Annotated in this window: 19 protein-coding genes and 1 riboswitch; of the genes, 15 read left to right on the forward strand and 4 right to left on the reverse strand. The window is 61.8% G+C overall.

The annotated features are described in order from the left end of the window. Window positions 1-6: 6 nt before the first annotated feature. Together M5G20_RS23465 and M5G20_RS23470 are read right to left on the reverse strand one after the other, a co-directional pair. Complete coding sequence (locus M5G20_RS23465) at window positions 7-1,395, reverse strand: sensor histidine kinase (protein ID WP_273921099.1); 1,389 nt, start codon at window positions 1,393-1,395, stop codon at window positions 7-9. After that, window positions 1,388-2,059 (reverse strand): response regulator, encoded by a 672-nt coding sequence (locus tag M5G20_RS23470; RefSeq protein WP_075947499.1) that lies wholly within the window; start codon window positions 2,057-2,059, stop codon window positions 1,388-1,390. The genes M5G20_RS23465 and M5G20_RS23470 overlap by 8 nt, the downstream gene beginning before the upstream one ends. A 390-nt stretch (window positions 2,060-2,449) precedes the next feature. Here M5G20_RS23470 and M5G20_RS23475 point away from each other — a divergent pair, with 390 nt between their 5' ends. Genes M5G20_RS23475 through M5G20_RS23490 form a run of 4 tightly spaced genes read left to right on the forward strand, consistent with a single transcriptional unit; the run spans window position 2,450 to window position 6,493 of the window. After that, on the forward strand, window positions 2,450-3,427 hold the full coding sequence (locus tag M5G20_RS23475) for a Bug family tripartite tricarboxylate transporter substrate binding protein (protein WP_273921100.1): 978 nt from the start codon (window positions 2,450-2,452) through the stop codon (window positions 3,425-3,427). A gap of 58 nt (window positions 3,428-3,485) precedes the next feature. Further along, window positions 3,486-3,944 (forward strand): tripartite tricarboxylate transporter TctB family protein, encoded by a 459-nt coding sequence (locus tag M5G20_RS23480; RefSeq protein WP_273921102.1) that lies wholly within the window; start codon window positions 3,486-3,488, stop codon window positions 3,942-3,944. Between the two features lies 1 nt (window position 3,945). Next, window positions 3,946-5,460, forward strand: coding sequence for a tripartite tricarboxylate transporter permease (locus M5G20_RS23485; RefSeq protein WP_273921103.1), 1,515 nt, complete (start codon window positions 3,946-3,948; stop codon window positions 5,458-5,460). Beyond that, a complete protein-coding gene (locus M5G20_RS23490; RefSeq protein WP_212625503.1) occupies window positions 5,453-6,493 on the forward strand; it encodes an AbrB family transcriptional regulator in 1,041 nt (346 codons plus the stop codon). Before M5G20_RS23485 ends, M5G20_RS23490 begins: the two co-directional genes overlap by 8 nt. 161 nt (window positions 6,494-6,654) lie before the next feature. On the opposite strand, the gene ung is transcribed toward M5G20_RS23490, so the two are convergent. Next, window positions 6,655-7,347: a uracil-DNA glycosylase gene (gene ung, locus M5G20_RS23495; protein WP_075947504.1), complete on the reverse strand. Its 693-nt coding sequence runs from the start codon at window positions 7,345-7,347 to the stop codon at window positions 6,655-6,657. A gap of 132 nt (window positions 7,348-7,479) precedes the next feature. Here ung and M5G20_RS23500 point away from each other — a divergent pair, with 132 nt between their 5' ends. Further along, complete coding sequence (locus M5G20_RS23500; RefSeq protein WP_273921104.1) at window positions 7,480-8,592, forward strand: enoyl-CoA hydratase/isomerase family protein; 1,113 nt, start codon at window positions 7,480-7,482, stop codon at window positions 8,590-8,592. Window positions 8,593-8,641: 49 nt separating this feature from the next. Here M5G20_RS23500 and M5G20_RS23505 read toward each other — a convergent pair whose 3' ends face one another. Continuing rightward, window positions 8,642-9,094 carry a hypothetical protein gene (locus tag M5G20_RS23505; protein WP_273921105.1) on the reverse strand — a complete coding sequence of 151 codons (453 nt, stop codon included), beginning with the start codon at window positions 9,092-9,094 and terminating at the stop codon, window positions 8,642-8,644. A gap of 381 nt (window positions 9,095-9,475) precedes the next feature. Further along, a riboswitch (guanidine-I (ykkC/yxkD leader) is annotated at window positions 9,476-9,575 on the forward strand. Between the two features lie 61 nt (window positions 9,576-9,636). Here M5G20_RS23505 and M5G20_RS23510 point away from each other — a divergent pair. From M5G20_RS23510 to M5G20_RS23555, 10 genes are all read left to right on the forward strand, one after another. Next, entirely contained in the window at window positions 9,637-10,704 is a 1,068-nt protein-coding gene (locus tag M5G20_RS23510; protein ID WP_273921106.1) for a putative urea ABC transporter substrate-binding protein, read from the forward strand. Window positions 10,705-10,719: 15 nt separating this feature from the next. Beyond that, window positions 10,720-11,535 (forward strand): ABC transporter permease, encoded by an 816-nt coding sequence (locus M5G20_RS23515; RefSeq protein ID WP_150732237.1) that lies wholly within the window; start codon window positions 10,720-10,722, stop codon window positions 11,533-11,535. Continuing rightward, window positions 11,532-12,320, forward strand: coding sequence for an ABC transporter ATP-binding protein (locus M5G20_RS23520; RefSeq protein ID WP_273921107.1), 789 nt, complete (start codon window positions 11,532-11,534; stop codon window positions 12,318-12,320). Before M5G20_RS23515 ends, M5G20_RS23520 begins: the two co-directional genes overlap by 4 nt. 13 nt (window positions 12,321-12,333) lie before the next feature. Further along, window positions 12,334-13,059 carry an urea amidolyase associated protein UAAP1 gene (locus tag M5G20_RS23525; RefSeq protein WP_273921108.1) on the forward strand — a complete coding sequence of 242 codons (726 nt, stop codon included), beginning with the start codon at window positions 12,334-12,336 and terminating at the stop codon, window positions 13,057-13,059. Between the two features lie 11 nt (window positions 13,060-13,070). Further along, window positions 13,071-13,712 (forward strand): urea amidolyase associated protein UAAP2, encoded by a 642-nt coding sequence (locus M5G20_RS23530; protein WP_273921109.1) that lies wholly within the window; start codon window positions 13,071-13,073, stop codon window positions 13,710-13,712. 201 nt (window positions 13,713-13,913) lie between these two features. Next, window positions 13,914-17,546 carry an urea carboxylase gene (uca, locus tag M5G20_RS23535; RefSeq protein WP_273921110.1) on the forward strand — a complete coding sequence of 1,211 codons (3,633 nt, stop codon included), beginning with the start codon at window positions 13,914-13,916 and terminating at the stop codon, window positions 17,544-17,546. Window positions 17,547-17,571: 25 nt separating this feature from the next. Continuing rightward, window positions 17,572-19,350: an allophanate hydrolase gene (gene atzF / locus M5G20_RS23540; protein ID WP_273921111.1), complete on the forward strand. Its 1,779-nt coding sequence runs from the start codon at window positions 17,572-17,574 to the stop codon at window positions 19,348-19,350. Window positions 19,351-19,542: 192 nt separating this feature from the next. Beyond that, window positions 19,543-21,036, forward strand: a complete 1,494-nt coding sequence (locus tag M5G20_RS23545) for a sensor domain-containing diguanylate cyclase (protein ID WP_273921112.1) — start codon at window positions 19,543-19,545, stop codon at window positions 21,034-21,036. Continuing rightward, complete coding sequence (locus M5G20_RS23550) at window positions 21,023-21,241, forward strand: cysteine-rich CWC family protein (RefSeq protein WP_273921113.1); 219 nt, start codon at window positions 21,023-21,025, stop codon at window positions 21,239-21,241. Before M5G20_RS23545 ends, M5G20_RS23550 begins: the two co-directional genes overlap by 14 nt. A gap of 34 nt (window positions 21,242-21,275) precedes the next feature. After that, window positions 21,276-21,968 carry a pseudouridine synthase gene (locus M5G20_RS23555; protein WP_273921114.1) on the forward strand — a complete coding sequence of 231 codons (693 nt, stop codon included), beginning with the start codon at window positions 21,276-21,278 and terminating at the stop codon, window positions 21,966-21,968. Window positions 21,969-22,090 lie beyond the last annotated feature (122 nt).

A 22,090-nucleotide genomic window follows, 5' to 3' on the forward strand; every position in this document is an offset into this window, starting at 1 on the left:
CGGTAATCACTGCCCGGGAATGAAACTCACCCGCACCTTCAACCCCGCCTTCTCCCCATCATGCAGGCTGATCTGCGCCAGGTGCGCACGACAGATCTCGCCGACAATCGCCAACCCCAGGCCTGACCCAGCCACTTGCTGGTTGCGTCGGTAAAAACGTTCGAACACCCGATCACGCTCATCCAGCGGAATCCCGGGACCGTCGTCTTCGACCTCCAGCACCGCCGGTGCCGAGACCCGCAGAATGACGTTGCCGCCCGACGGCGTGTGGGCCAGGGCATTGTCCACCAGATTGCTCAACAGCTCGTTCAACAATGTCGGCTCACCGCGTAACCAAACCGGCACGTCCGCCTCCAGCGCCAGCGCCACCCCACGTTTGTGGGCCAGTGGCGCCATGGCCATGCCCAGTTCTCGCGCCAGCTGACTGAGATCCAGCAATTGCGCGCCGCCCTCGGCGATCGCCCGGGCGCCGTTTTCGACCCGCGCCAGCGAGAGCAACTGGTTAGCCAGATGGGTCAGGCGATCAGTGCCTTGAGCCGTGGTTTCCAGCGTGCTGCGCCAGGTTTGTGGCTCGGTCGAACGCAAGCCCAACTCAAGCCGCGCCTTGAGCGCCGCCAGTGGCGTGCGCAGTTCATGGGCGGCATCGGCAATGAACTGCGCTTGCCGCTCGAATTGTCCGCGCAGGCGTTCGGTAAAGTGATTGAGGGCACGCACCAGTGGCCATAATTCGTGTTGCACTTCCACCAGCGGCAACGGCCGCAGATCATCCGGCTGACGCTCCTCCACCGCCGTGCGCAAGCGCTCCAACGGACGCAGTGCGGCACTTACTGCAAACCACACAATCATCAATGCCCCGACCGCCAGCATGCCCAGACGCAGCAATGTATCTGCCGCCAGGCTGCGGGCCATGCTGACCCGCGCTTCATCGGTTTCCGCCACGCGGATTTCCGCCATGCCGTTCATGTTCGGTTCGCTGACCGGTTTGAGCAGGCTGACCACGCGCACGTTCTGCCCGCGATAAGTTGCATTGTAGAACCGCGCCAGCGCTGGATAATCATCGGTGCGCAACGTCCCCGGGGGCGGGCCAGGGAGGTTTTCGTAGCCGGAAATCAGCTTCTGGTTGATGTCATTGACCAGGTAAAAAATCCGCCCGGCACTGTCGTAGGCGAAGGTATCCAGGGCCACGTAAGGCACGTCGAGACTGAGACTGCCGTCGCGTTCGGAGAGGCCCGCCGCGATGGTCCGCGCCGAGGCGAGCAGAGTCCGGTCATACGCCGTATCGGCCGCTTCGCGACCGTTCCAGTAGGCGCTCAAGCCGCTGGCCAGCATCAACACCACCAGCAGCAATGCCAGATTCCACAGCAACCGCCAGCGCAGGCTGCTGGGCTTATGCATCGCGGCTTTCCAGCAAATAACCGAGACCGCGGAACGTCACGATGGCCACCGGCTGGCCGTCGAGCTTCTTGCGCAAGCGGTGCACATAGATTTCGATGGCGTCGGGGCTGGCTTCTTCGTCGAGACCGAAGACTTGAGAGGCCAGTTGTTCCTTGCTCATCACCCGACCCGGCCGGGCGATCAACGCTTCGAGCACGGCCTGCTCGCGGGAAGTCAGGGTCAGTAACTCTTCGCCAAGGGTGAAGCGCCGGGTGTCCAGATCGTAGGCCAGCACGCCGCAGCGTTGCAGGCGTTCACCGCCCAGCACACTGCGGCGCAGCAGGGCCTTGACCCGCGCTTCGAGTTCAGTGAGTTCGAACGGTTTGGCCAGGTAATCATCAGCACCGAGGTTCAGGCCATGGACCCGGTCCTTGACGTCGCTGCGCGCCGTCAGCATCAGCACCGGAAGGTTCTTGCCCCGCGCACGCAGGCGCGCGAGCACTTCGAAACCATCCATGCGCGGCAAGCCGACATCAAGGATCGCCATGGCGTATTCCTCGCTGCCCAGCGCCAGGTCAGCCGCCACGCCATCGTGCAGCACATCCACGGTCAGGCCGGTGCTCTTGAGCGCCTGGGCGACACTTTCGGCGAGCTGCAGATGGTCTTCGACGAGCAGGACACGCATGGATCTTTACCTCATTCAGGGATGGTCGACGCCATTCTTTGGCGCGGAGTTTACAGGGGCATCCACGACTGTGAAGCCCGAAAAACCGTGAAAGCCCGATGAAAGGTTAGCGAAAGGTTCGACCGTTAGAGTCGATCCACGGATGGTTTCAAACGCAACCACCGATCCTGCTTTGAAATGTAGCTCCCGAAAAACGCCTCGATGCGTTTTCGCCAATAAGAACAATAACGAGGTACTTCGCCATGCTGTCCACCCAGCCCCGGATTTGTCCGCCCCGCGCCTTTTCCCGATCCCCATTGTTTACGCTTGCCGGCGCCGTCATCGGCTGCGCGAAGCGAAACCGCCGCACCTGAAACATCCCCAAAAACAACAACTCCCGTGGAGAAAAAAATGAATCGATCACTGCGCCGTTTCGCCCTCGCCGCCAGCTGCATGCTGTTTGCTGGCCAACTGATGGCCGAGCCCAAACGCCCGGAATGCATCGCCCCGGCCTCACCGGGCGGTGGTTTCGACCTGACCTGCAAACTGGCGCAAAGCGCGCTGGTCAACGAAAAACTGCTGACCAAACCGATGCGCGTGACCTACATGCCCGGCGGTGTCGGCGCGGTGGCCTACAACGCAGTGGTTGCCCAGCGCCCGGCGGATGCCGGTACGTTGGTGGCCTGGTCCAGTGGTTCGCTGCTGAACCTGGCCCAGGGCAAGTTCGGCCGTTTCGATGAAACCAATGTGCGCTGGCTCGCCGCTGTTGGCACCAGCTACGGCGCCATCGCGGTGAAAAGCGATTCGCCCTACAAGACCCTGGACGATCTGGTGCAGGCACTGAAGAAAGATCCGAGCAAGGTGGTAATCGGTTCCGGCGGCACTGTCGGCAGCCAGGACTGGATGCAAACCGCACTGATCGCCAAAGCCGCCGGAATCAACCCGCGAGACCTGCGTTACGTCGCCCTCGAAGGCGGCGGTGAAATCGCCACCGCCCTGCTCGGCGGCCACATTCAGGTCGGCAGCACCGACATCTCCGACTCCATGCCGCACATCCAGAGCGGCGACATGCGCCTGCTGGCGGTGTTCGCCGACAAGCGTCTCGATGAGCCGGAAATGAAGGACATCCCGACCGCTCGCGAGCAAGGTTACGACATCGTCTGGCCAGTGGTTCGCGGCTTCTACCTCGGGCCGAAAGTCAGCGACGAAGACTACGCCTGGTGGAAAGGCTCCTTCGACACACTGCTGGCCTCCCCTGAGTTCGCCAAGCTGCGCGACCAGCGTGAGCTGTTCCCGTTCGCCATGACCGGCCCGGAACTGGACACCTACGTGAAGAAGCAAGTCGCGGACTACAAAGTGCTGGCCAAAGAGTTCGGCCTGATTCAGTGATCGCCTCTGTCTAGCGGCTGCGGCTCCGTTTGGCGGAGCCGCAGCCCAGGAGTTCCCCATGCTCTTACAACGCATTTTTGCTTCGGTGCTGTTGCTGGCCTGTGTCGGTCTCGCGCTGATGGCCTGGCCGTATCAAGCGGCTTTTTCCTATGAACCGGTGGGGCCTCGGGCCTTTCCGCTGCTGATGCTGGGCCTGATGGGCTCAGCGCTGCTGTACATGGTGTTTCGCCCCACTCCGATCAAGCATAACGATGACGAGCCGCCGCTGGATCGCGAAACCCTGACCAAGATCGGCCTCTGCGTAGCGCTGCTACTGGTGTTCGCCGGCACCTTCGAACCGCTGGGTTTCATCGTCGCCAGCATCCTGGCCGGCGTACCCATGGCCCGCTTGTATGGCGGTCGCTGGGTGCCAAGCATCGTGATCATCAGTCTGATGGCCGTCGGCCTCTACCTGCTGTTCGACAAGTTGATGGACGTGCCGCTGCCACTTGGCGTGCTCGACGTTCTGGAGAACTGATATGGATACTCTCGGCTATTTGGGTCATGGCTTCGGCGTCGCACTGAGCCCGTATAACCTGGTGACCGCGCTCTGCGGCACCCTGATCGGCACCGTCGTGGGCTTGCTGCCGGGCCTGGGCCCGATCAACGGCGTGGCGCTGTTGATCCCGATCGCGTTCGCCCTCGGCTTGCCACCGGAGTCGGCACTGATCCTGCTGGCAGCGGTGTACCTGGGATGCGAATACGGCGGCCGGATCAGCTCGATCCTGCTGAACATTCCGGGTGAAGCCTCTACCGTGATGACCACACTCGACGGTTATCCAATGGCCCGCAAAGGCCAGGCCGGTGTGGCGCTGTCGCTGTCGGCGTGGAGTTCGTTCATCGGTGCCTTCATCGCCACCTGCGGCATGGTGCTGTTCGCCCCGCTGCTGGCGAAATGGGCGATTGCGTTCGGACCGGCGGAATACTTCGTACTGATGGTATTCGCGATCGTCTGCCTGGGCGGCATGGCCGGCGACCGACCGCTAAAAACATTTATCGCGGCACTGATCGGCCTGTTCCTGTCGACCGTCGGCATCGATGCCAACAGCGGCGTGTACCGTTTTACCGGCGATAACATCCACCTGACTGACGGCATTCAATTCGTGGTTTTGGTGCTGGGCCTGTTCTCCATCAGTGAAATCCTCCTGCTGCTGGAAAAAACCCATCACGGCCAGGAAGCGGTGAAAGCCACCGGCCGGATGATGTTCAACGTCAAGGAAGCGGCGTCGGTGTTTGCGGTGAACATCCGTTGCGGCGTACTGGGTTTCATCATGGGCGTGTTGCCGGGTGCCGGCGCGACCCTGGCCAGCGCCGTGGCCTACATGACCGAAAAACGCATGGCGGGTGCCAAAGGTACTTTCGGCCAGGGCGACATGCGCGGCCTCGCTGCGCCGGAAACCGCGATCGGCGGCGCCGCTTGCGGTGCGCTGGTGCCGATGCTGACCCTCGGCGTTCCGGGCTCGGGCACCACGGCGGTGATGATCGGCGCCCTGTCGCTGTACAACATCACGCCGGGCCCGCTGCTGTTCCAGCAGCAACCGGACATCGTCTGGGGGCTGATCGCGTCGTTGTTCATCGCCAACCTCATGCTGGTAATCCTCAACATCCCGATGATCCGCATCTTCACCCGCATCCTCGCCGTGCCGAACTGGGCACTGGTACCGGTGATCGCGATCATTACCGGGATTGGCGTCTACGCGGTGCACGCCACCACCTTCGACCTGTTCCTGATGATCGGCATCGGCATCTTCGGTTATATCCTGCGCAAGCTGGACTTCCCGCTGTCGCCGGTATTGCTGGGCTTCATCCTCGGCGGCTTGATGGAACAAAACCTGCGTCGCGCCCTGTCGATTTCCAACGGTGCGCTGGAAATCCTCTGGTCGAGCCCGATCACTTTCGGTTGCTGGGTGCTGACGGCGATCATGCTGCTGATGCCACTTATCCGCATCTGGCGCAAACGCTCGGCTGCGCAACGCGCGATTGCCGATGTCTGATCGAACACCGTTCAAAGCCTGGTGGGGAACACCGCTGGTCGGCCTGCTGGGCGGTTATCTCGCCAGCCAGGTCGGCTGGCCTTTACCGTGGATGGTCGGCTCGTTGCTGGCGATTATCCTCGTGCGCTGCCTGACACCCTGGCAACTGGCGGAAATCCCTGGCGGCCGTAAGTGCGGCCAGTGGATCGTCGGCATCGGCATTGGCCTGCATTTCACCCCGGTGGTGATGGAGCAGGTGCTGAGTCATTTCGGTTTGATCTTCTTCGGTGCGTTGGTCACCAGCCTGTCGGCCGTGGTCGGTGTCTGGTTGATGCGACGTACCGGTGAGGATCGCGCCACTGCATTCTTTTCCAGCATGCCGGGTGGTTCCGGAGAGATGGTCAACCTCGGTGCCCGCAATGGCGCGGTGCTCAGCCGAGTAGCCGCTGGCCAGAGTTTACGGGTACTGGTGGTGGTGCTGTGTGTGCCGGCGGCGTTCAAGTATCTATTGGGCGACGGCGCACCGATTTCCCATGCTGGCAGCATCGACTGGCGCTGGCTGGCGATTTTGTTTCCCGCCGGTGCGCTGGCAGCCTGGATATGGGAACGGCTGCGTCAACCCAACCCGTGGCTGTTCGGGCCGTTGCTGGTGAGTGCAGCGGTGAGTATCGGTTGGGATTTGCACATCGGCTTGCCCAACGGCGGCAGCCAAATCGGCCAATGGCTGATCGGCAGCGGTCTGGGCTGTCATTTCAACCGGCAGTTCTTCCGTCGTGCGCCTTCATTCATGGGCCGGACCTTGATCGGTACGGTATTGACCATGTTGATCGCCACGGCAGCGGCATTGGGCTTGAGTGCGCTGACTCATCTGGATCTGCGTTCGCTGACGCTGGGCATGATGCCGGGCGGGATTGCGGAGATGAGCCTGACGGCGGAGACCCTGCAACTGTCGGTGCCGTTGGTGACGGCGATGCAGGTGATGCGGTTGTTGTTTGTGCTGTTTCTGGCGGAGCCGTTGTTCAAGTATTGGAACCGGGCCCCGGAGCAATCCTGACACCGCCCACTGTGGCGAGGGAGCTTGCTCCCGCTCGGCTGCATAGCAGTCGTAAAACCTATGTGCGCGGTCTGTCAGTAGAAATCAGGTCGCGGGACTTGGGGCTGCTTCGCAGCCCAGCGGGAGCAAGCTCCCTCGCCACAAAAGCTCCCCTCCTTTCCTCAAACCGGCGGCAACCGCCACTCGATCGGCGTTTCGCCATTCTGCTCAAGAAACTTGTTGGTGCGGCTGAAGTGCCCGCAACCGAGGAAGCCGCGATAGGCCGACAGCGGTGACGGGTGCACCGAGGTCAACACCAGATGCTTGGTCGCATCGATCAGCTTCTGCTTGCTCTGGGCATGAGCGCCCCACAGCATGAACACTAGGTGCGGTTGCTGCTGGCTGACCACTTCGATGATCCGATCGGTAAAAAACTGCCAACCCTTGTCCTTGTGCGCATTGGCGTTGGCGCGCTCGACGGTCATGGTGGTGTTGAGCATCAGCACGCCTTGCTCGGCCCAGCTTTGCAGATAACCGTGACTGGGGATGTCGATGTTCAGGTCGCGCTTCAACTCTTTGTAAATGTTCACCAGCGATGGCGGTGCCGGCACGCCCGGTTGCACCGAGAAGCACAAGCCATGGGCCTGGCCCGGGCCGTGGTAAGGGTCCTGGCCGAGAATCACGACCTTGACCTTATCCAGCGGCGTGGAGTTGAGCGCGTTGAAAATCATCGGGCCCGGTGGATAGATCTCCTTGCCGGCCGCCCGTTCCTGTTGGAGAAAGTTTCGCAACTCTGTCATGTAGGGCTGGTCGAATTCGGCACGCAGGGCCTCCTTCCAGCTCGGTTCGAGTTTGATACGGTCATCAGCAGTCATGGTTACATCCGGCAAAAACAATGGGGCGAACCCTAGGAAAGCGCATCACGCTTGTCAATTGATCTGACACAGATCCGGCACTTTCCTACACAGCGATCATACTTAACCCTCAATTTCCTGATCGAGGTCACGATGAATCTGCACTTCGAAGAACTCACCGGCACCGACGGCGCCCGCATCGGCATTGCCACGCTGGATGCCGAAAAGTCGCTGAACGCGCTGTCCTTGCCAATGATCAACGCCTTGAGCGATAAACTGAACGCCTGGGCCAAGGAACCGCAAATCGTCTGCGTCCTGCTGCGAGGCAACGGCGCCAAGGCCTTTTGCGCCGGTGGTGAGGTGCGCAGCCTGGTAGAAGCTTGCCGCGACCATCCCGGCGAAGTGCCCCCCCTGGCCGCACACTTCTTTGCAGCGGAATATCGCCTGGACTTCAGCCTGCATACCTATCCAAAACCGTTGATCTGCTGGGGCCATGGTTATGTGCTCGGCGGCGGCATGGGCCTGCTGCAGGGAGCGAGCATCCGCATTGTCACGCCGAGCAGTCGACTGGCCATGCCGGAAATCACCATCGGCCTGTACCCGGATGTCGGTGCCAGTTGGTTCCTGTCCCGTTTGCCCGGCAAGCTTGGATTGTTCCTCGGCTTGACCGGCGCCCACATGAACGCTCGTGATGCGATCGATCTGGACCTGGCCGACCGCTTCCTGCTCGACGAGCAACAGGCAGCGTTACTCGAAGGCTTGCTGCAACTGAACTGGCAGGAACAGACGCCGATGCAACTCAACAGTCTGCTCAAGGCTTTGCAGCAGGAAGCCGTTGCACAGATGCCCGAACCTCAATGGCTGCCGCGGCGCCAGCGCATCGATGAACTGCTGGATGTGAGTGATGTGCGTTGCGCGTGGAAGGCCATCAGCCCATTGCGCGATGACGCCGACCCGCTGCTCAGCCGCGCCGCCCGAACCATGAGCGAAGGTTCACCACTGACCGCCCATCTGGTCTGGGAACAGATCGCCCGCGCCCGCCACCTGTCGCTGGCCGAAGTCTTTCAGATGGAATACACGCTAAGCCTCAACTGCTGCCGCCATCCGGAATTCAGTGAAGGCGTGCGCGCGCGGTTGATCGACAAGGATCAAAAACCGCACTGGCACTGGCCGGACATCAATAATGTGCCGGATGCGGTGGTGGAGGCGCATTTTCACAAGGTTTGGGAGGGGCGGCATCCGTTGGCCGATCTTTCCGAATACTGAAAGAACTGTGGGAGCGAGCCTGCTCGCTCCCACTATTTACAAAGAATGATTAGCGGTGATTGCCCCGGCCGTCGCGATCACCGCGTCCGTTATGGTCACCTCGCCCGCCGTGATTGTTGTTGCGCCCGCCATGGCCTCGGTCGTTGTCCCAGCCGCCACGCTTGCGGCCATCCCAGCCATGATTCTGATGCGCCCGGTAATCGGGGCGCGCCTGATAGTAACGCGGTGCCGCCTGGTAATAGCGCGGTGAGGGTTGATAAATCCGCGGCTGCGAGTAGTAGCGCGGCGATGGCTTGTAATACCGCGCAGGCGGCGCGTAGTAACGGGCTGGTGGCGAGTAATAACCGCCATTGGAATAGTAGCGATCACCACTGGCGTAATAGCCTGGCGCTGGCGAGGTATAAACCTCGGAACTGTAGTAGCTGACGCCTCCATCGGAATAAGGCACGCATGCACCAAGGGACAAACCCAACACAGCAATCAGTAGAATTCGAGAGAGCATGGCGGCCTCCTGGACCGCGAGTGAGCCACACCAGCGACGCTGGCAGGCGACAGTCGATTATTCGGCGACGGTCGAAAGATCAGACATCGATTTCAGAATCTGGTGCGCTCCAGCAACAAGTTGAAACATCTCGCCGATGAAAGGTTTTTCATCCATTCACGCGCTGATTAGTAGTGCAGAGGATTAGATCCACCGCCGTAATAACGGCTGCCCGCGCCACATCACAGTGCACCGATGCACCATCACAAAGCAGCTGTTCCCCACTGCACTCACCGAGACTTGCCTCTCCCCCGCGCGCTAGAAGCGTTCTGCAAACTTGGCACGGCTCTCGCTTTAACAATGGCGTGCAGGAGTCATCACAGGTTCGCGGCACCACAATTTGCAATGGCTGACTAGGGTTCCGGCTCGCTTCGCGAGTGACTGGTCCGAGAGTTGGCGACCTCCAGTTGAGGTTACACGGCGGGACAAAAGCCCGGGAGACAAGCCACCGCTAAAGGTGCCGCGTTGCCTCCTGTCCGCCCCTGATCAACTGGAGAACCACCATGTCCCAGCTTCGTTTACCCACCCTGCTCGCCGCTGCTTTCGCAGCCCTCGTGAGTGTCTCGTCCCACGCCGCACCGAAAGACCACTTCAGCGTCTGCTGGACGATTTATGCCGGCTGGATGCCCTGGGAGTACGCCGGCAGCCAAGGCATCGTCGACAAGTGGGCGAAGAAGTACGGCATCAAGATTGATGTCGTGCAGCTCAACGATTACGTCGAATCCATCAACCAGTACACCGCCGGCCAGTTCGACGGCTGCACCATGACCAACATGGACGCGCTGACCATTCCCGCTGCCGGTGGCGTCGACAGCACCGCGCTGATCGTCAGCGACTTCTCCAACGGCAACGACGGCATTGTGCTCAAGGGCGAAGGCAAGAAAGTCGCCGACCTCAAAGGCATGGACGTCAATCTGGTCGAGCTGTCGGTGTCCCATTACCTGCTGGCCCGGGCCCTGGATTCGGTGGACCTCACCGAGAAAGACCTGAAAGTGGTCAACACCTCCGACGCCGATATCGCGGCGGCTTTCAATACTGATCAGGTCAATGCCGTCACCACCTGGAACCCGATGCTTTCGGACATCAAGGCCAAGCCAGCGGTGACCGAAGTCTTCAACTCCAGCCAGATCCCCGGCGAAATCATGGACATGATGGTGGTCAACAGCACCACCCTCAAAGACAACCCGGCCCTCGGCAAAGCACTGACCGGCGCCTGGTTCGAAGTGGTCGAGTTGATGAACGCGAAAAACGCCGCCAGCAAAGCCGCGCTCGAACACATGGCCAAAGCCTCGGGCACCGACCTGGCAGGTTTCCAGGCGCAACTGGACACCACCAAGCTGTTCGCCACGCCGCAAGAAGCCCTGGCGTTCAGCACCAGCAAGCAACTGCCGGAAACCATGCGCAAGGTCGCCGAGTTCTCCTTCCAGCACGGTTTGCTGGGTGAAGGCGCCAAGGACACCAGTGCGGTCGGGATGGCCTTTGCCAACGGCGTGACCAGCGGCGACAAAGGCAATCTCAAGCTGCGCTTCGATCCGACTTACGTGCAAATGGCCGCCGACGCCAAGTTGTAAGAAGAGGACTTGGCCATGCGCCTGATCAATCGCCACCCGGATCGCCCGAGTCGTCTGTTGCTGGTGATCCTGCCATTCGCCCTGGTGCTGTTCGCCTACTTCATGGGCTCGGCCGAGCGACTGGCGGACAACCCCAACGACAAGCTGCTGCCCAGCGCCGTGCAGATGACCGATGCGGTTAAACGCCTGGCGTTCGTCGCCGACAGCCGCACCGGTGAATACCTGCTCTGGCAGGACAGCGCTTCGAGTCTGCGACGCCTGGCTATCGGCCTGGGTATCAGCGCCCTCGCTGGCTTATGCCTGGGCATGGCCGCCGGCACCCTGCCGCTGTTTGGCGCGCCGTTGTCGCCGTTGCTGACGGTGTTGTCGATGGTGCCGCCGCTGGCGATCCTGCCGATCCTGTTCATCGTTTTCGGGTTGGGCGAGTTGTCGAAAGTGATGCTGATCGTGATCGGCATCACCCCGGCACTGGCCCGGGATCTGGAACAGCGCGCCCGGGAAATTCCCGTGGAACTGCTGATCAAGGCCCAAACCCTCGGCGCTTCGACCTGGACCTTGATGCTGCGCGTAGTGTTGCCGCAACTGCTGCCACGGCTGCTGATCTCGCTGCGGCTGATGCTCGGCTCGGCATGGCTGTTCCTGATTGCCGCCGAAGCGATTGCCTCCACCGACGGCCTCGGCTACCGAATTTTCCTGGTACGCCGCTACCTGGCGATGGACGTGATTTTGCCCTACGTGGTGTGGATCACCCTGCTCGCCTGGCTGATGGATTGGGGCCTTAAACGCCTGACCCAACGTGCGTTCCCCTGGTATGAAGGAGCACGGGCATGAGTTTCATCACCGTGAAAAACGTCTGGCAGCAATACGCCGACCAGGTGGTGCTCGAAGGCCTGAACCTGACCGTCAACGAGGGTGAGTTCTGCACCCTGGTCGGCGCTTCCGGTTGCGGCAAATCGACTTTCCTGCGCCTGCTGCTCGGCCAGGAGCGCGCCAGCCGCGGCGAGATCCTGCTCGACGGCCAACCGTTGGCCGGTGAGCCGGATGCCAGCCGTGGCGTGGTGTTCCAGCGCTATTCGGTGTTCCCGCATTTGAGCGTACTGGACAACGTCGCCCTCGGCCTCGAACTGCCGCGCTCGCCATTGCTCGGACGCCTGTTCGGCAGCGCAAAAAAAGAAGCCCGCGAACAGGCCTCGGCGCTGCTGCACAAAGTCGGCCTCGGGCACTCGCTGGACAAGTACCCGGCGCAGCTGTCCGGCGGCATGCAGCAACGCCTGGCCATCGCCCAGGCGTTGATCATGAAGCCTCGCGTGCTGCTGCTCGACGAGCCCTTCGGCGCGCTCGATCCGGGCATCCGCAAGGACATGCACGCGTTGCTGCTGGAGTTGTGGCGCGAGACGCAATTAACGGTATTCATGGTCACCCATGATCTGTCGGAAGGCTTCAGCCTCGGCACCCGCCTGCTGGTGTTCGACAAGGTCCGCCTCGACCCCCATGCACCCGGCCGCTATGGCGCACGCATCACTTACGACATCCCTTTGAACAGCGACCGCCGCACCATCCGTGCCGCCGTCGATGCCTTGCCGGTGCAACTGGCAGGCGCACTTCGAACCGCTTGAGAGGACTTTGACAATGACTGATTCGACCCGACTGTTCCCGCCCTTCGCCGAAGAAATGCTCCCCGGTGGCGGCCATCGTTCCTTCGTTTTGAAACGCGGCCAACTGCTGCGCCTGACTGACATTCGCGGCGGCGCCAACGTCAGCCTGACACTGCTCAACGCCAATGAAAAAACCGAACGCCTGAACCTGCCCGACAGCCTCAAGTGCCAACACACCGCCAAGCTCACCACCGGCCATTGCCTGTACTCGGACATGGGCCGCGTGCTCGCGGCCATCACCGCCGACACCTGCGGCTGGAGCGACAGCCTCGGCGGTGTGCTTTGCGCTGAAGAAGTCGCCGAAAAATACGGCGCCGGGCGCTATCAGGAACTGCGCAACGGTTTCTTCCGCAACGGCACCGACAACCTGTTGGTGGAACTGGGCAAGTGGGGTCTGGGCCTGTCGGATTTGCTGATGACCCTCAACCTGTTCAGCCGCGTCAACGTCGACGACGCCGGACGCTTCCACTTTGTCGAGGGCAATTCCAAGGCCGGCGATTACATCGAGTTGTACGCACCGATGGACACGCTGGTGGTGCTCACCGCCCTGCAACACCCGATGGACCCGTCGCCGCAATACGCACCGAAACCACTGAAGCTCAGCTGGATGAACGCCGACGCCAGCGTCGCCGAACACTGCCGCACCTCGCGCCCGGAAAACGAGCGCGGCTTCATCAACACCGACCGTTTGTTCGCCTGAGGACCGCTGCCATGTCACTCGCTCTCATCAATACTGAAAAGCAGCCAGAAACCGCGATCTACCGCGCCACTGTGCCCGCCGGCGAACCCTGGCTGATGGAGGTCAAGGCAGGCCAGACCCTGCGCATCCTTGACCTCGAAGGCAACCAAGCGGTCGATACCCTGTTCTACAGCGTGGCCAATCCGAAGGAACGTTACGACGTGCAACGCACCTTGCGCCGGCAGAACAGCGTCTACCTGAGCACCGGCAGCGTGCTGTATTCCAACCTTGGCAAGCCGATGCTGACCATCGTCGCCGACACCTGCGGGCGTCACGACACCCTCGGCGGCGCCTGCGCGCAAGAGAGCAACACCGTGCGCTACGCCCTGGAAAAACGCTACATGCACAGCTGCCGCGACAACTACCTGCGAGCCTGTGTCCACGATGGCCGGCTGGGCAAGGGCGACATCGGGCCGAACATCAATTTCTTCATGAACGTGCCGGTCACCGCTGACGGCGGGCTGACCTTCGAAGACGGGATTTCCGCACCGGGCAAGTACGTTGACCTGCGCGCCGAGATGGACGTGATCGTGCTGATCTCCAACTGCCCGCAACTGAACAATCCGTGCAACGCCTACAACCCGACCCCTGCAGAGCTGCTGGTATGGAACTGAAATTTTCGCGGTTGCGGCGCTGGTTGTTTGCCCTGTGCCAGGCACGTTCAGGCCAGTGCCTCAAAAAGTAAAAACACAGTTAATCCCTGTAGGAGCTGGCTTGCCAGCTCCTACAGTTGATGTGGATTTCTACATCCGGGACGTCCCGGATGCCTGTCGAAAAACTGCGGGACGGCCCGCATCCCCTTCAGGGGTTATGCCATGTTCGAAAAAGTCCTGATTGCCAACCGTGGCGCCATCGCCTGCCGCATCCTGCGCACCCTGCGTGAGCTGCACGTCCAGGGCATCGCCGTGTACTCCGAAGCCGATGCCGCCAGCCTGCACATCCTGCAAGCCGATGAAGCCCACAGCCTCGGCGAAGGCGCCGCCGCCGGCACGTATCTGGCGGTCGACAAAATCCTCGCTATTGCCAAGTCCACCGGTGCCACGGCGATCCATCCCGGCTACGGTTTTCTCTCGGAAAACGCCGCGTTCGCGCAAGCCTGCGCAGCCGCCGACATCGCCTTCATCGGCCCGACGCCAGAGCAACTGCGCGTGTTCGGCCTCAAGCACACCGCCCGCGCCCTGGCCAAACAACACGGCGTGCCGATGCTCGAAGGCACCGAACTGCTCGACAGCCTCGACGCCGCGCTGATTGCCGGTGAACAGGTCGGCTACCCGGTGATGCTCAAGAGCACCGCTGGCGGCGGCGGCATCGGCATGCGTGTGTGCCGCAGCGCGGCCGAGTTGAGTGAATCCTTCGAAGCGGTCAAACGCCTGGGGCAGAACAATTTCAGCGACGCGGGTGTGTTCATCGAGAAGTACATCCAGCGCGCCCGGCATCTGGAAGTGCAGGTGTTTGGCGACGGCTGTGGCGAGGTGATTGCCCTTGGTGTGCGCGACTGCTCGGTGCAGCGGCGCAACCAGAAAGTCCTCGAAGAAACCCCGGCGCCGAATCTGCCGGACGGCATGGCCGATGAACTCTGCGCCGCCGCGATCAAGCTGGCCAAAGCCGTGAATTACCGCAGCGCCGGCACCGTGGAATTCGTCTTCGACAGTGACGCCCAGCGCTTCTATTTCCTTGAAGTGAATACGCGCTTGCAAGTGGAGCACGGCGTCACGGAACAAGTGTGGGGCGTGGACCTGGTGCGCTGGATGGTGCAGCTGGCCGCCGGTGACTTGCCGCCGCTGAGCGAGCTGATGCCGGGCTTGCAACCCGAAGGCCATGCGATTCAGGCGCGTTTGTATGCCGAAGATCCGGGCCGGGATTTCCAGCCGAGCCCGGGCTTGCTCACTGCCGTGAATTTCCCGACAGCCAACGGCATCCAGCTGCGCATCGACACTTGGGTCGAAGCGGGCTGCGAGATCCCTCCGTACTTCGACCCGATGATCGCCAAGGTCATCAGTTGGGCGCCAACGCGCGAAGAAGCCCGCGCCGATTTGCATCGTGCCCTTGGCGACAGCCTGCTGTATGGCGTGGAAACCAATCGCGATTACCTGCGGCAGATTCTGCTTGATGCACCCTTCGCCAGCGGCCAGCCATGGACCCGTTGCCTGGAAGGCATGGTGTATCAGGCCAACACCTTTGAAGTCATCAGTGCCGGCACCCAAACCAGCGTGCAGGACTATCCCGGTCGCCTCGGTTACTGGGCTGTTGGCGTTCCACCATCGGGGCCGATGGACAGTCGCGCGTTGCGTCTGGGCAACCGCTTGCTGGGCAACGACGAAGGCGCGGCGGCACTGGAAATCACCATGAGCGGCCCATTGCTGCGCTTCAATTGCGACGCCGTGGTTGCCGTGACCGGGGCGGTGATTCCATTGACGCTGAACGGCGAAACCGTGCCGATGAACACGGTGCTGCTGATTCCAGCGGGGGCGACGTTGAGCCTCGGCACCATCGCCGGCACCGGCGCCCGCAGCTACCTGTGCCTGCGCGGTGGCCTGCAAGTCCCGGATTATCTGGGCAGTAAAAGCACCTTCACCCTCGGCCAGTTTGGGGGTCACGGCGGTCGCGCCTTGCGTGCCGGCGACGTGTTGCACGTACCCGCGCTGAGCGATCGCAGCGTCGGTCAGCAACTGGCGCAAGAGCACGTGACCGCGTTGCCAACCGTGCGGCAGATCCGCGTGATCTACGGCCCCCACGGCGCCCCGGAATATTTCACCGAAAACTACATCGGCACCTTCTTCGCCACGCAGTGGGAAGTGCACTTCAACTCCAGCCGCACCGGCGTGCGCCTGATCGGACCGAAGCCGCAATGGGTGCGTGCCGACGGTGGCGAGGCGGGCCTGCATCCGTCGAACATTCATGACAATCCGTATGCAATTGGCGCGGTGGATTTTACCGGTGACATGCCGGTGATCCTCGGCCCGGATGGCCCGAGCCTTGGTGGGTTTGTATGCCCGGTGACGGTGATCGAGGCGGATCTTTGGCAGTTGGGGCAGTTGAAGGCTGGGGACAAGGTGCAGTTCTGTCCAGTTGACCTGAAGAGCGCCCGCACCCTCGCCTTGAAATGGGATCAATGTGGGAGCTGGCCTGCCAGCGATGAAGTTGATGCGGTGTCTGATCGGGGCCCATCGCTGGCACGCCAGCTCCCACAGGGGATTGTGTCGCCTGTGGTGTTGGATTTGGGCCAGGACGATACGCGGCTGGTGGCACGCCTCTCCGGCGACACCCACCTGTTGCTGGAAATCGGCGCCCCCGAACTCGACCTCGTCCTGCGCTTCCGCGCCCACGCACTGATGCAGGCCCTGGAAAGCAAAACCCTGCACGGCGTGATCGACCTCACCCCCGGCATCCGCTCGCTGCAAATCCACTACCAGCCCGAACAACTGCCACTGGCCGACCTGCTCGGCATCGTGGCCGGCGAATGGGACGCGGTGTGTGCCGCCAAGGACCTGCAAGTCCCGTCGCGCATCGTCCACCTGCCGCTGTCCTGGGACGACCCGGCGTGCCAATTGGCGATCGAGAAATACATGACCACCGTGCGCAAGGACGCGCCGTGGTGCCCGAGCAACCTGGAGTTCATCCGCCGCATCAACGACCTGCCGAACCTCGATGAAGTGCAGCGCACGGTGTTCGACGCCAGCTATCTGGTGATGGGGTTGGGCGACGTCTACCTCGGCGCGCCGGTCGCCACCCCGCTCGACCCGCGCCATCGCCTGGTCACCACCAAGTACAACCCGGCCCGCACCTGGACCGCCGAGAATTCGGTGGGCATCGGCGGCGCCTACATGTGCGTGTACGGCATGGAAGGCCCCGGCGGATATCAGTTTGTCGGGCGCACCTTGCAGATGTGGAACCGCTACCGCGAAGTCGCCGCGTTCGATGGCAAACCGTGGTTGCTGCGCTTCTTCGACCAGATCCGTTTCTACCCGGTCAGCGCCGACGAACTGCTGCGCATCCGCCGGGATTTCCCCCTCGGACGCTTCGACCTGAACATCGAGCACAGCCAGCTGAACCTGGCGGATTACCAGGCTTTCCTGGCGCAGGAAGCCGAGACCATCAGCGCCTTTCGCGATCAGCAACAAGCCGCGTTCAACGCCGAACGCGAGCGCTGGATCGCCAGCGGCCAGGCGCATTTCGACAGCGAGGAACTGGCCCCGGAAGCGACTGAAGACGCACCGCTGGGCGACGGCCAACTGAGCATCGACAGCCACATTGCCGGTAACCTCTGGCAAGTGCAGGTGGAGACCGGCAGCCGCGTCGAGGCCGGTGATGTGCTGGTGATTCTGGAGTCGATGAAGATGGAAATCCCCCTGCTCGCCCCGATGGCCGGGGTGGTCCGCGACATTCGCGTGCAACCCGGTTCGGCCGTGCGCGCCGGACAGCGCGTCGTGGTGCTGGCACTCGACTGAACCCATTTTGAAAAGGACGCACACCATGAACATCAATCTGCAACTCGATGCCCTGCGCAACGCTTACCGCGACGGCAGCACCACGCCCCGGCAACTGCTGCTGAGTCTGCGGGACAAAGCCGCGGCGCTGAACCCGGACTATCACCTGTTTATCCACTTGCTGAGTGTCGAGGAACTGGAACCGTATCTGGCGGCCCTCGACGGTCGCGACATCGACAGCCTGCCGCTGTACGGCGTGCCCTTCGCGATCAAGGACAACATTGATCTGGCAGGCATTCCAACCACGGCAGCCTGCCCGGCATTTGCCTATGTACCCGAGCGCTCGGCAACCATCGTCGAGCAATTGCTGGCGCTGGGCGCGGTGCCGTTGGGCAAGACCAATCTCGATCAATTCGCCACCGGTCTCAATGGCAGTCGCTCGCCGTATGGCGTTTGCCCGAACAGCGTGCTGCCGGAATATCCGTCGGGGGGGTCCAGTGCCGGTTCGTCGTTGGCTGTGGCGCTCGGTGTCGCGAGTTTCTCCTTGGGTACCGACACGGCAGGCTCCGGTCGCGTACCGGCGGCGTTGAACAATCTGGTCGGAATGAAAGCCACCAAGGGCCTGATTTCCACCGCCGGGGTGGTGCCGGCCTGTCGTACGCTGGATTGCGTGACCACGTTTACGGCGACCGCCCGGGAAGCCAGTCAGTTGCTGGCATTGACCGCCAGACTCGACCCTCGGGATGAGTACAGCCGTAACAATCCGCTGTGGAATGACGGCTCGGCGTTTGGCACGCCGCGCCCGTTCCGCTTCGGCGTGCCCCGCGCACAAGACCTGGCGTTTTTCGGTTGCGCCGAAGGCCCCGTGTTGTTCGGTGATGCAATCGAGCAACTCAAGCGCCTGGGCGGCGAAGCGGTGGAACTGGATCTGACGCCATTCCTTGAAGCGGCGCGCCTGCTCTATGAAGGTCCTTGGGTGGCCGAGCGCTATAGCGTGGCTGGCGAACTAATGGAGCAGAATCCCGAAGCCGTGCTGCCGGTGATTCGTGCCGTGCTGGCGAAGGCGCCAGCCGTCAGCGGCGTGCAAACCTTCCGCGCCCAGTACCGCCTGCAAGCGTTGAAAGCCCTGTGCGACAAAGCGCTGGACAACCTCGATTGCGTGGTCACGCCGACCATCGGCCGCCCCGTCACCCTGGCAGAACTCGCCGCCGAACCGGTGCAGCGCAATTCCGAACTGGGCTACTACACCAATTTCATGAACCTGCTGGACTACGCCGCCATCGCCGTGCCGAGCGGCTTCATGGGCAATGGTTTGCCGTGGGGCGTGACGCTGTTTGGCCGGGCGTTTACCGATCAATATCTATTGAGCGTGGCGCACGGATTGCAGCGCCAACAGGGCCTGGCAACGTCTGCGCCGACAACCATTGCGCGCAATGACCGCGCCCGACTGGTGGTCTGCGGCGCGCACCTGGACGGGTTGGCGCTGAACTGGCAGCTCAAGCAGCGCGGTGGTCGATGGGTGGAAACGACATTCAGCTCACCGGACTATCAACTGTACGCCCTGGCCGGTGGCCCGCCGTTTCGTCCCGGCATGGTTCGCGTAAAAGACGGTGGCGTGGCGATTGCCGTGGAAGTGTGGGAGTTGCCAAGCAACGAATTGGGCTCGTTCCTGACCGGGATTCCCGCACCGCTGGGACTGGGCAAGGTGCAACTGGCGGATGGTCGCTGGGAGAGCGGGTTTATCTGTGAGGCGTATGGCCTGGAGGGCGCCACCGACATCAGCCACCTCGGCGGCTGGCGAGCGTATCTGAAAAGCCTCGTCTGACAGTGTGCCTGTGGGAGCTTTCTCGCGATGACGTCAGCACGCCCCTCATGGGTGTCTGATACTGCGCGATCGCGAGCTCGCTCCCACAAGGTGCGGGCAAGATTTACGACCATTCGCGGCGCACATAGAGCAGTTATTTCCCGGCAGTGCCACTAGAATGCATGCCACCGGATTACTGACCACGGAATTGCCATGCCGCTTCGCTCGCCGCTGTATTCTCAACGTTCGTTGGTCCTCACGCTGGTCGCGTTGCTGGGCGCGGGTTTCCTCGCCACGTCATTCCTCAGTTACTACGCCTCGCGGGCGTCGATCCGCGACAACATCGTTAACACCGAACTGCCGCTGACGTCCGACACGGTGTACTCGGAAATCCAGAAAGACCTTGTCAGACCGATCCTGATTTCCTCGATGATGGCCCGCGACACCTTTATGCGCGACTGGGTGGTCAACGGTGAAAAAGACTCCGACCAGATGACCCGCTACCTCAACGAGGTCATGACCCACTACGGCGCCTACACCGCATTCTTCGTCTCCAACACCAGCCTGACGTACTACCACGCCAAAGGCGTGCTCAAGCAGGTCAAGGCCAACGAGCCGCGCGATGCCTGGTACTTTCGCGTGCGCGACATGAAGGATCCCTACGAGATCAACGTCGACCCGGACCTCGCCAACAAGGACAACCTGACGGTATTCATCAACTATAAAGTCTACGACTACGACGACCGTTTCATTGGTGCCGCGGGTGTCGGGCTGACGGTCGATGCCGTGATCAAACTGATCGACAAATACCAGCAGCGCTACCAGCGCAGCGTGTACTTCGTCGACACGTTCGGACGCGTGGTGCTGACTGGCGCCGAGGGTGGGCCGGATGGCGCACGTATCGGGCAGACCCTGGGCGAAATCGACAGCATGAAGGATCTGGTCAGCCAGTTGCCCAAGCCCCACAGCGGCAGCTACGAATATTCCGGCGAAGGCCAGGGACATTTCCTCAACGTGCGGTTCATCCCGGAGTTGAACTGGTACCTGTTCGTCGACAAACGCGAAGACGGCGAACTCAGTGACATCCGTCGCTCGCTGTACCTCAACCTGCTGATCTGCCTGATCGTCACGTTGACCGTGCTGGCCCTGCTCAATCGGGTGATCAAGCGCTATCAGAACAAGATCCAGGCCCAGGCCACCCTCGACAGTCTGACTGACCTGCCCAACCGCCGCGGCTTCGACTTGCTGGCCGCGCAAGCCATGCACGAAGCCCAGCGCGAGCCGAAACCGTTGACGGCGTTGCTGCTGGACCTGGACCACTTCAAGGCCCTCAACGACACCTACGGCCACCTCGCTGGCGATCAGGTGCTGATCGGCTTTGCCCGGGACCTGGAGAGCTGTCTGCGGCATTCCGACATCGTCTGTCGCTGGGGCGGTGAAGAGTTCATCGTGCTGCTCAAGGACACCGACGGTGAGACCGGTCTGATGATCGCCGAGAAAATTCGTCATCATGTCGAACAGCAGCGTTATGCCTACAACGGCAGCACCCTGCATCTGACAGTCAGTATCGGCCTGACCACCCTGCAAACCGACGACACCTTGCATACCCTGCTGTCGCGGGCCGATCATGCGATGTATCGGGCCAAGCAAAGTGGCCGCAACCGCACCTGCGTGGAAAAACCTCACTCCAGCTATGAACCCGCCTGATCTCTGCCCAGCCTGCGGCGCCCCCAACGACTGCGCCCTGGCCGACCCGCGAACCGCCGACCAGGCCTGCTGGTGCTACGGCGTCAGCATCGACCCGGCAGTACTCGAAGCGCTGCCCGCCGAGCTGCGCAATGCTTCCTGCCTGTGCCCGCGTTGTGCCGAGGTCGAGGCGCAGTTGCAAGCAGCGCCCGGGGCGATCAAGTAAGATGCGCGGCCCTTTCTTGACCGATCCTTAAGTCATGCGCGTCGACCGATTCCTCAGCAATCTGCCTCGCTTCAACCGTAAGCAAGTGCGCCTGTTGCTGGTCGAAAAACGCATCAGGATTGACGGCAAAATCGTCAGCGACCCGCACAGCGAAGTCCGCGAGTTCAGTCGCGTCGAGGTCGACGACGAGGTACTGCAAACCGGCAAACCGTTGCGCCACTTCATGCTGAACAAGCCTGCCGGTTGCGTCAGCGCCACCATCGACCCGCACCACCCGACCGTGCTCGACCTGATCCATGAACCGGACAAGGACGAACTGCACATCGCCGGACGCCTGGACTTCAACACCACCGGGCTGATGCTGATCACCAACGACGGCAGCTGGTCACGACGCCTGACCCAGCCGCAGACCAAACTGCCGAAGGTCTACTACGTCGAAACCGAGCAAGTCATCGGCCCCGAATACGCGATCAAATTCAACGAAGGGTTGTATTTCGCCTTCGAAGACCTCACCACCCAGCCCGCCGAGCTGGAGCTGCTCGGGCCGAAGTGCGCGCGCCTGAGCATCGTCGAAGGTCGCTATCATCAGGTGAAGCGCATGTTTGGCTACTTCAACAACAAAGTGCTGCGCCTGCACCGTGAACGCATGGGCCCGCTGGTGCTCGACGACGCGTTAAAACCGGGCGAATACCGTCCGCTGAGGGTTGATGAGATCGAATTGATCTAAGCAGCCTACCGCTGAGCAGAAGTTGTCGAACAATTTACCAACGGCACTTGCGCAATGATGTGACCCCTGCTTGAATCAGGACGTCGGCCGAAATGTGACCGACAAGTCACCACATACTTCTA

Origin of the sequence: Pseudomonas sp. TNT2022 ID1044 (assembly GCF_028656895.1) — a bacterium.
Taxonomy (GTDB): Bacteria; Pseudomonadota; Gammaproteobacteria; order Pseudomonadales; family Pseudomonadaceae; genus Aquipseudomonas; species Aquipseudomonas reinekei.

Excerpts from the sequence above, each read along its gene's own strand:
- M5G20_RS23465 (WP_273921099.1), bottom strand. The coding sequence starts at position 1,395 with ATGCATAAGCCCAGCAGCCTGCGCTGGCGGTTGCTGTGGAATCTGGCA.
- M5G20_RS23470 (WP_075947499.1), bottom strand. The coding sequence starts at position 2,059 with ATGCGTGTCCTGCTCGTCGAAGACCATCTGCAGCTCGCCGAAAGTGTC.
- M5G20_RS23475 (WP_273921100.1), top strand. The coding sequence starts at position 2,450 with ATGAATCGATCACTGCGCCGTTTCGCCCTCGCCGCCAGCTGCATGCTG.
- M5G20_RS23480 (WP_273921102.1), top strand. The coding sequence starts at position 3,486 with ATGCTCTTACAACGCATTTTTGCTTCGGTGCTGTTGCTGGCCTGTGTC.
- M5G20_RS23485 (WP_273921103.1), top strand. The coding sequence starts at position 3,946 with ATGGATACTCTCGGCTATTTGGGTCATGGCTTCGGCGTCGCACTGAGC.
- M5G20_RS23490 (WP_212625503.1), top strand. The coding sequence starts at position 5,453 with ATGTCTGATCGAACACCGTTCAAAGCCTGGTGGGGAACACCGCTGGTC.
- ung (WP_075947504.1), bottom strand. The coding sequence starts at position 7,347 with ATGACTGCTGATGACCGTATCAAACTCGAACCGAGCTGGAAGGAGGCC.
- M5G20_RS23500 (WP_273921104.1), top strand. The coding sequence starts at position 7,480 with ATGAATCTGCACTTCGAAGAACTCACCGGCACCGACGGCGCCCGCATC.
- M5G20_RS23505 (WP_273921105.1), bottom strand. The coding sequence starts at position 9,094 with ATGCTCTCTCGAATTCTACTGATTGCTGTGTTGGGTTTGTCCCTTGGT.
- M5G20_RS23510 (WP_273921106.1), top strand. The coding sequence starts at position 9,637 with ATGTCCCAGCTTCGTTTACCCACCCTGCTCGCCGCTGCTTTCGCAGCC.
- M5G20_RS23515 (WP_150732237.1), top strand. The coding sequence starts at position 10,720 with ATGCGCCTGATCAATCGCCACCCGGATCGCCCGAGTCGTCTGTTGCTG.
- M5G20_RS23520 (WP_273921107.1), top strand. The coding sequence starts at position 11,532 with ATGAGTTTCATCACCGTGAAAAACGTCTGGCAGCAATACGCCGACCAG.
- M5G20_RS23525 (WP_273921108.1), top strand. The coding sequence starts at position 12,334 with ATGACTGATTCGACCCGACTGTTCCCGCCCTTCGCCGAAGAAATGCTC.
- M5G20_RS23530 (WP_273921109.1), top strand. The coding sequence starts at position 13,071 with ATGTCACTCGCTCTCATCAATACTGAAAAGCAGCCAGAAACCGCGATC.
- uca (WP_273921110.1), top strand. The coding sequence starts at position 13,914 with ATGTTCGAAAAAGTCCTGATTGCCAACCGTGGCGCCATCGCCTGCCGC.
- atzF (WP_273921111.1), top strand. The coding sequence starts at position 17,572 with ATGAACATCAATCTGCAACTCGATGCCCTGCGCAACGCTTACCGCGAC.
- M5G20_RS23545 (WP_273921112.1), top strand. The coding sequence starts at position 19,543 with ATGCCGCTTCGCTCGCCGCTGTATTCTCAACGTTCGTTGGTCCTCACG.
- M5G20_RS23550 (WP_273921113.1), top strand. The coding sequence starts at position 21,023 with ATGAACCCGCCTGATCTCTGCCCAGCCTGCGGCGCCCCCAACGACTGC.
- M5G20_RS23555 (WP_273921114.1), top strand. The coding sequence starts at position 21,276 with ATGCGCGTCGACCGATTCCTCAGCAATCTGCCTCGCTTCAACCGTAAG.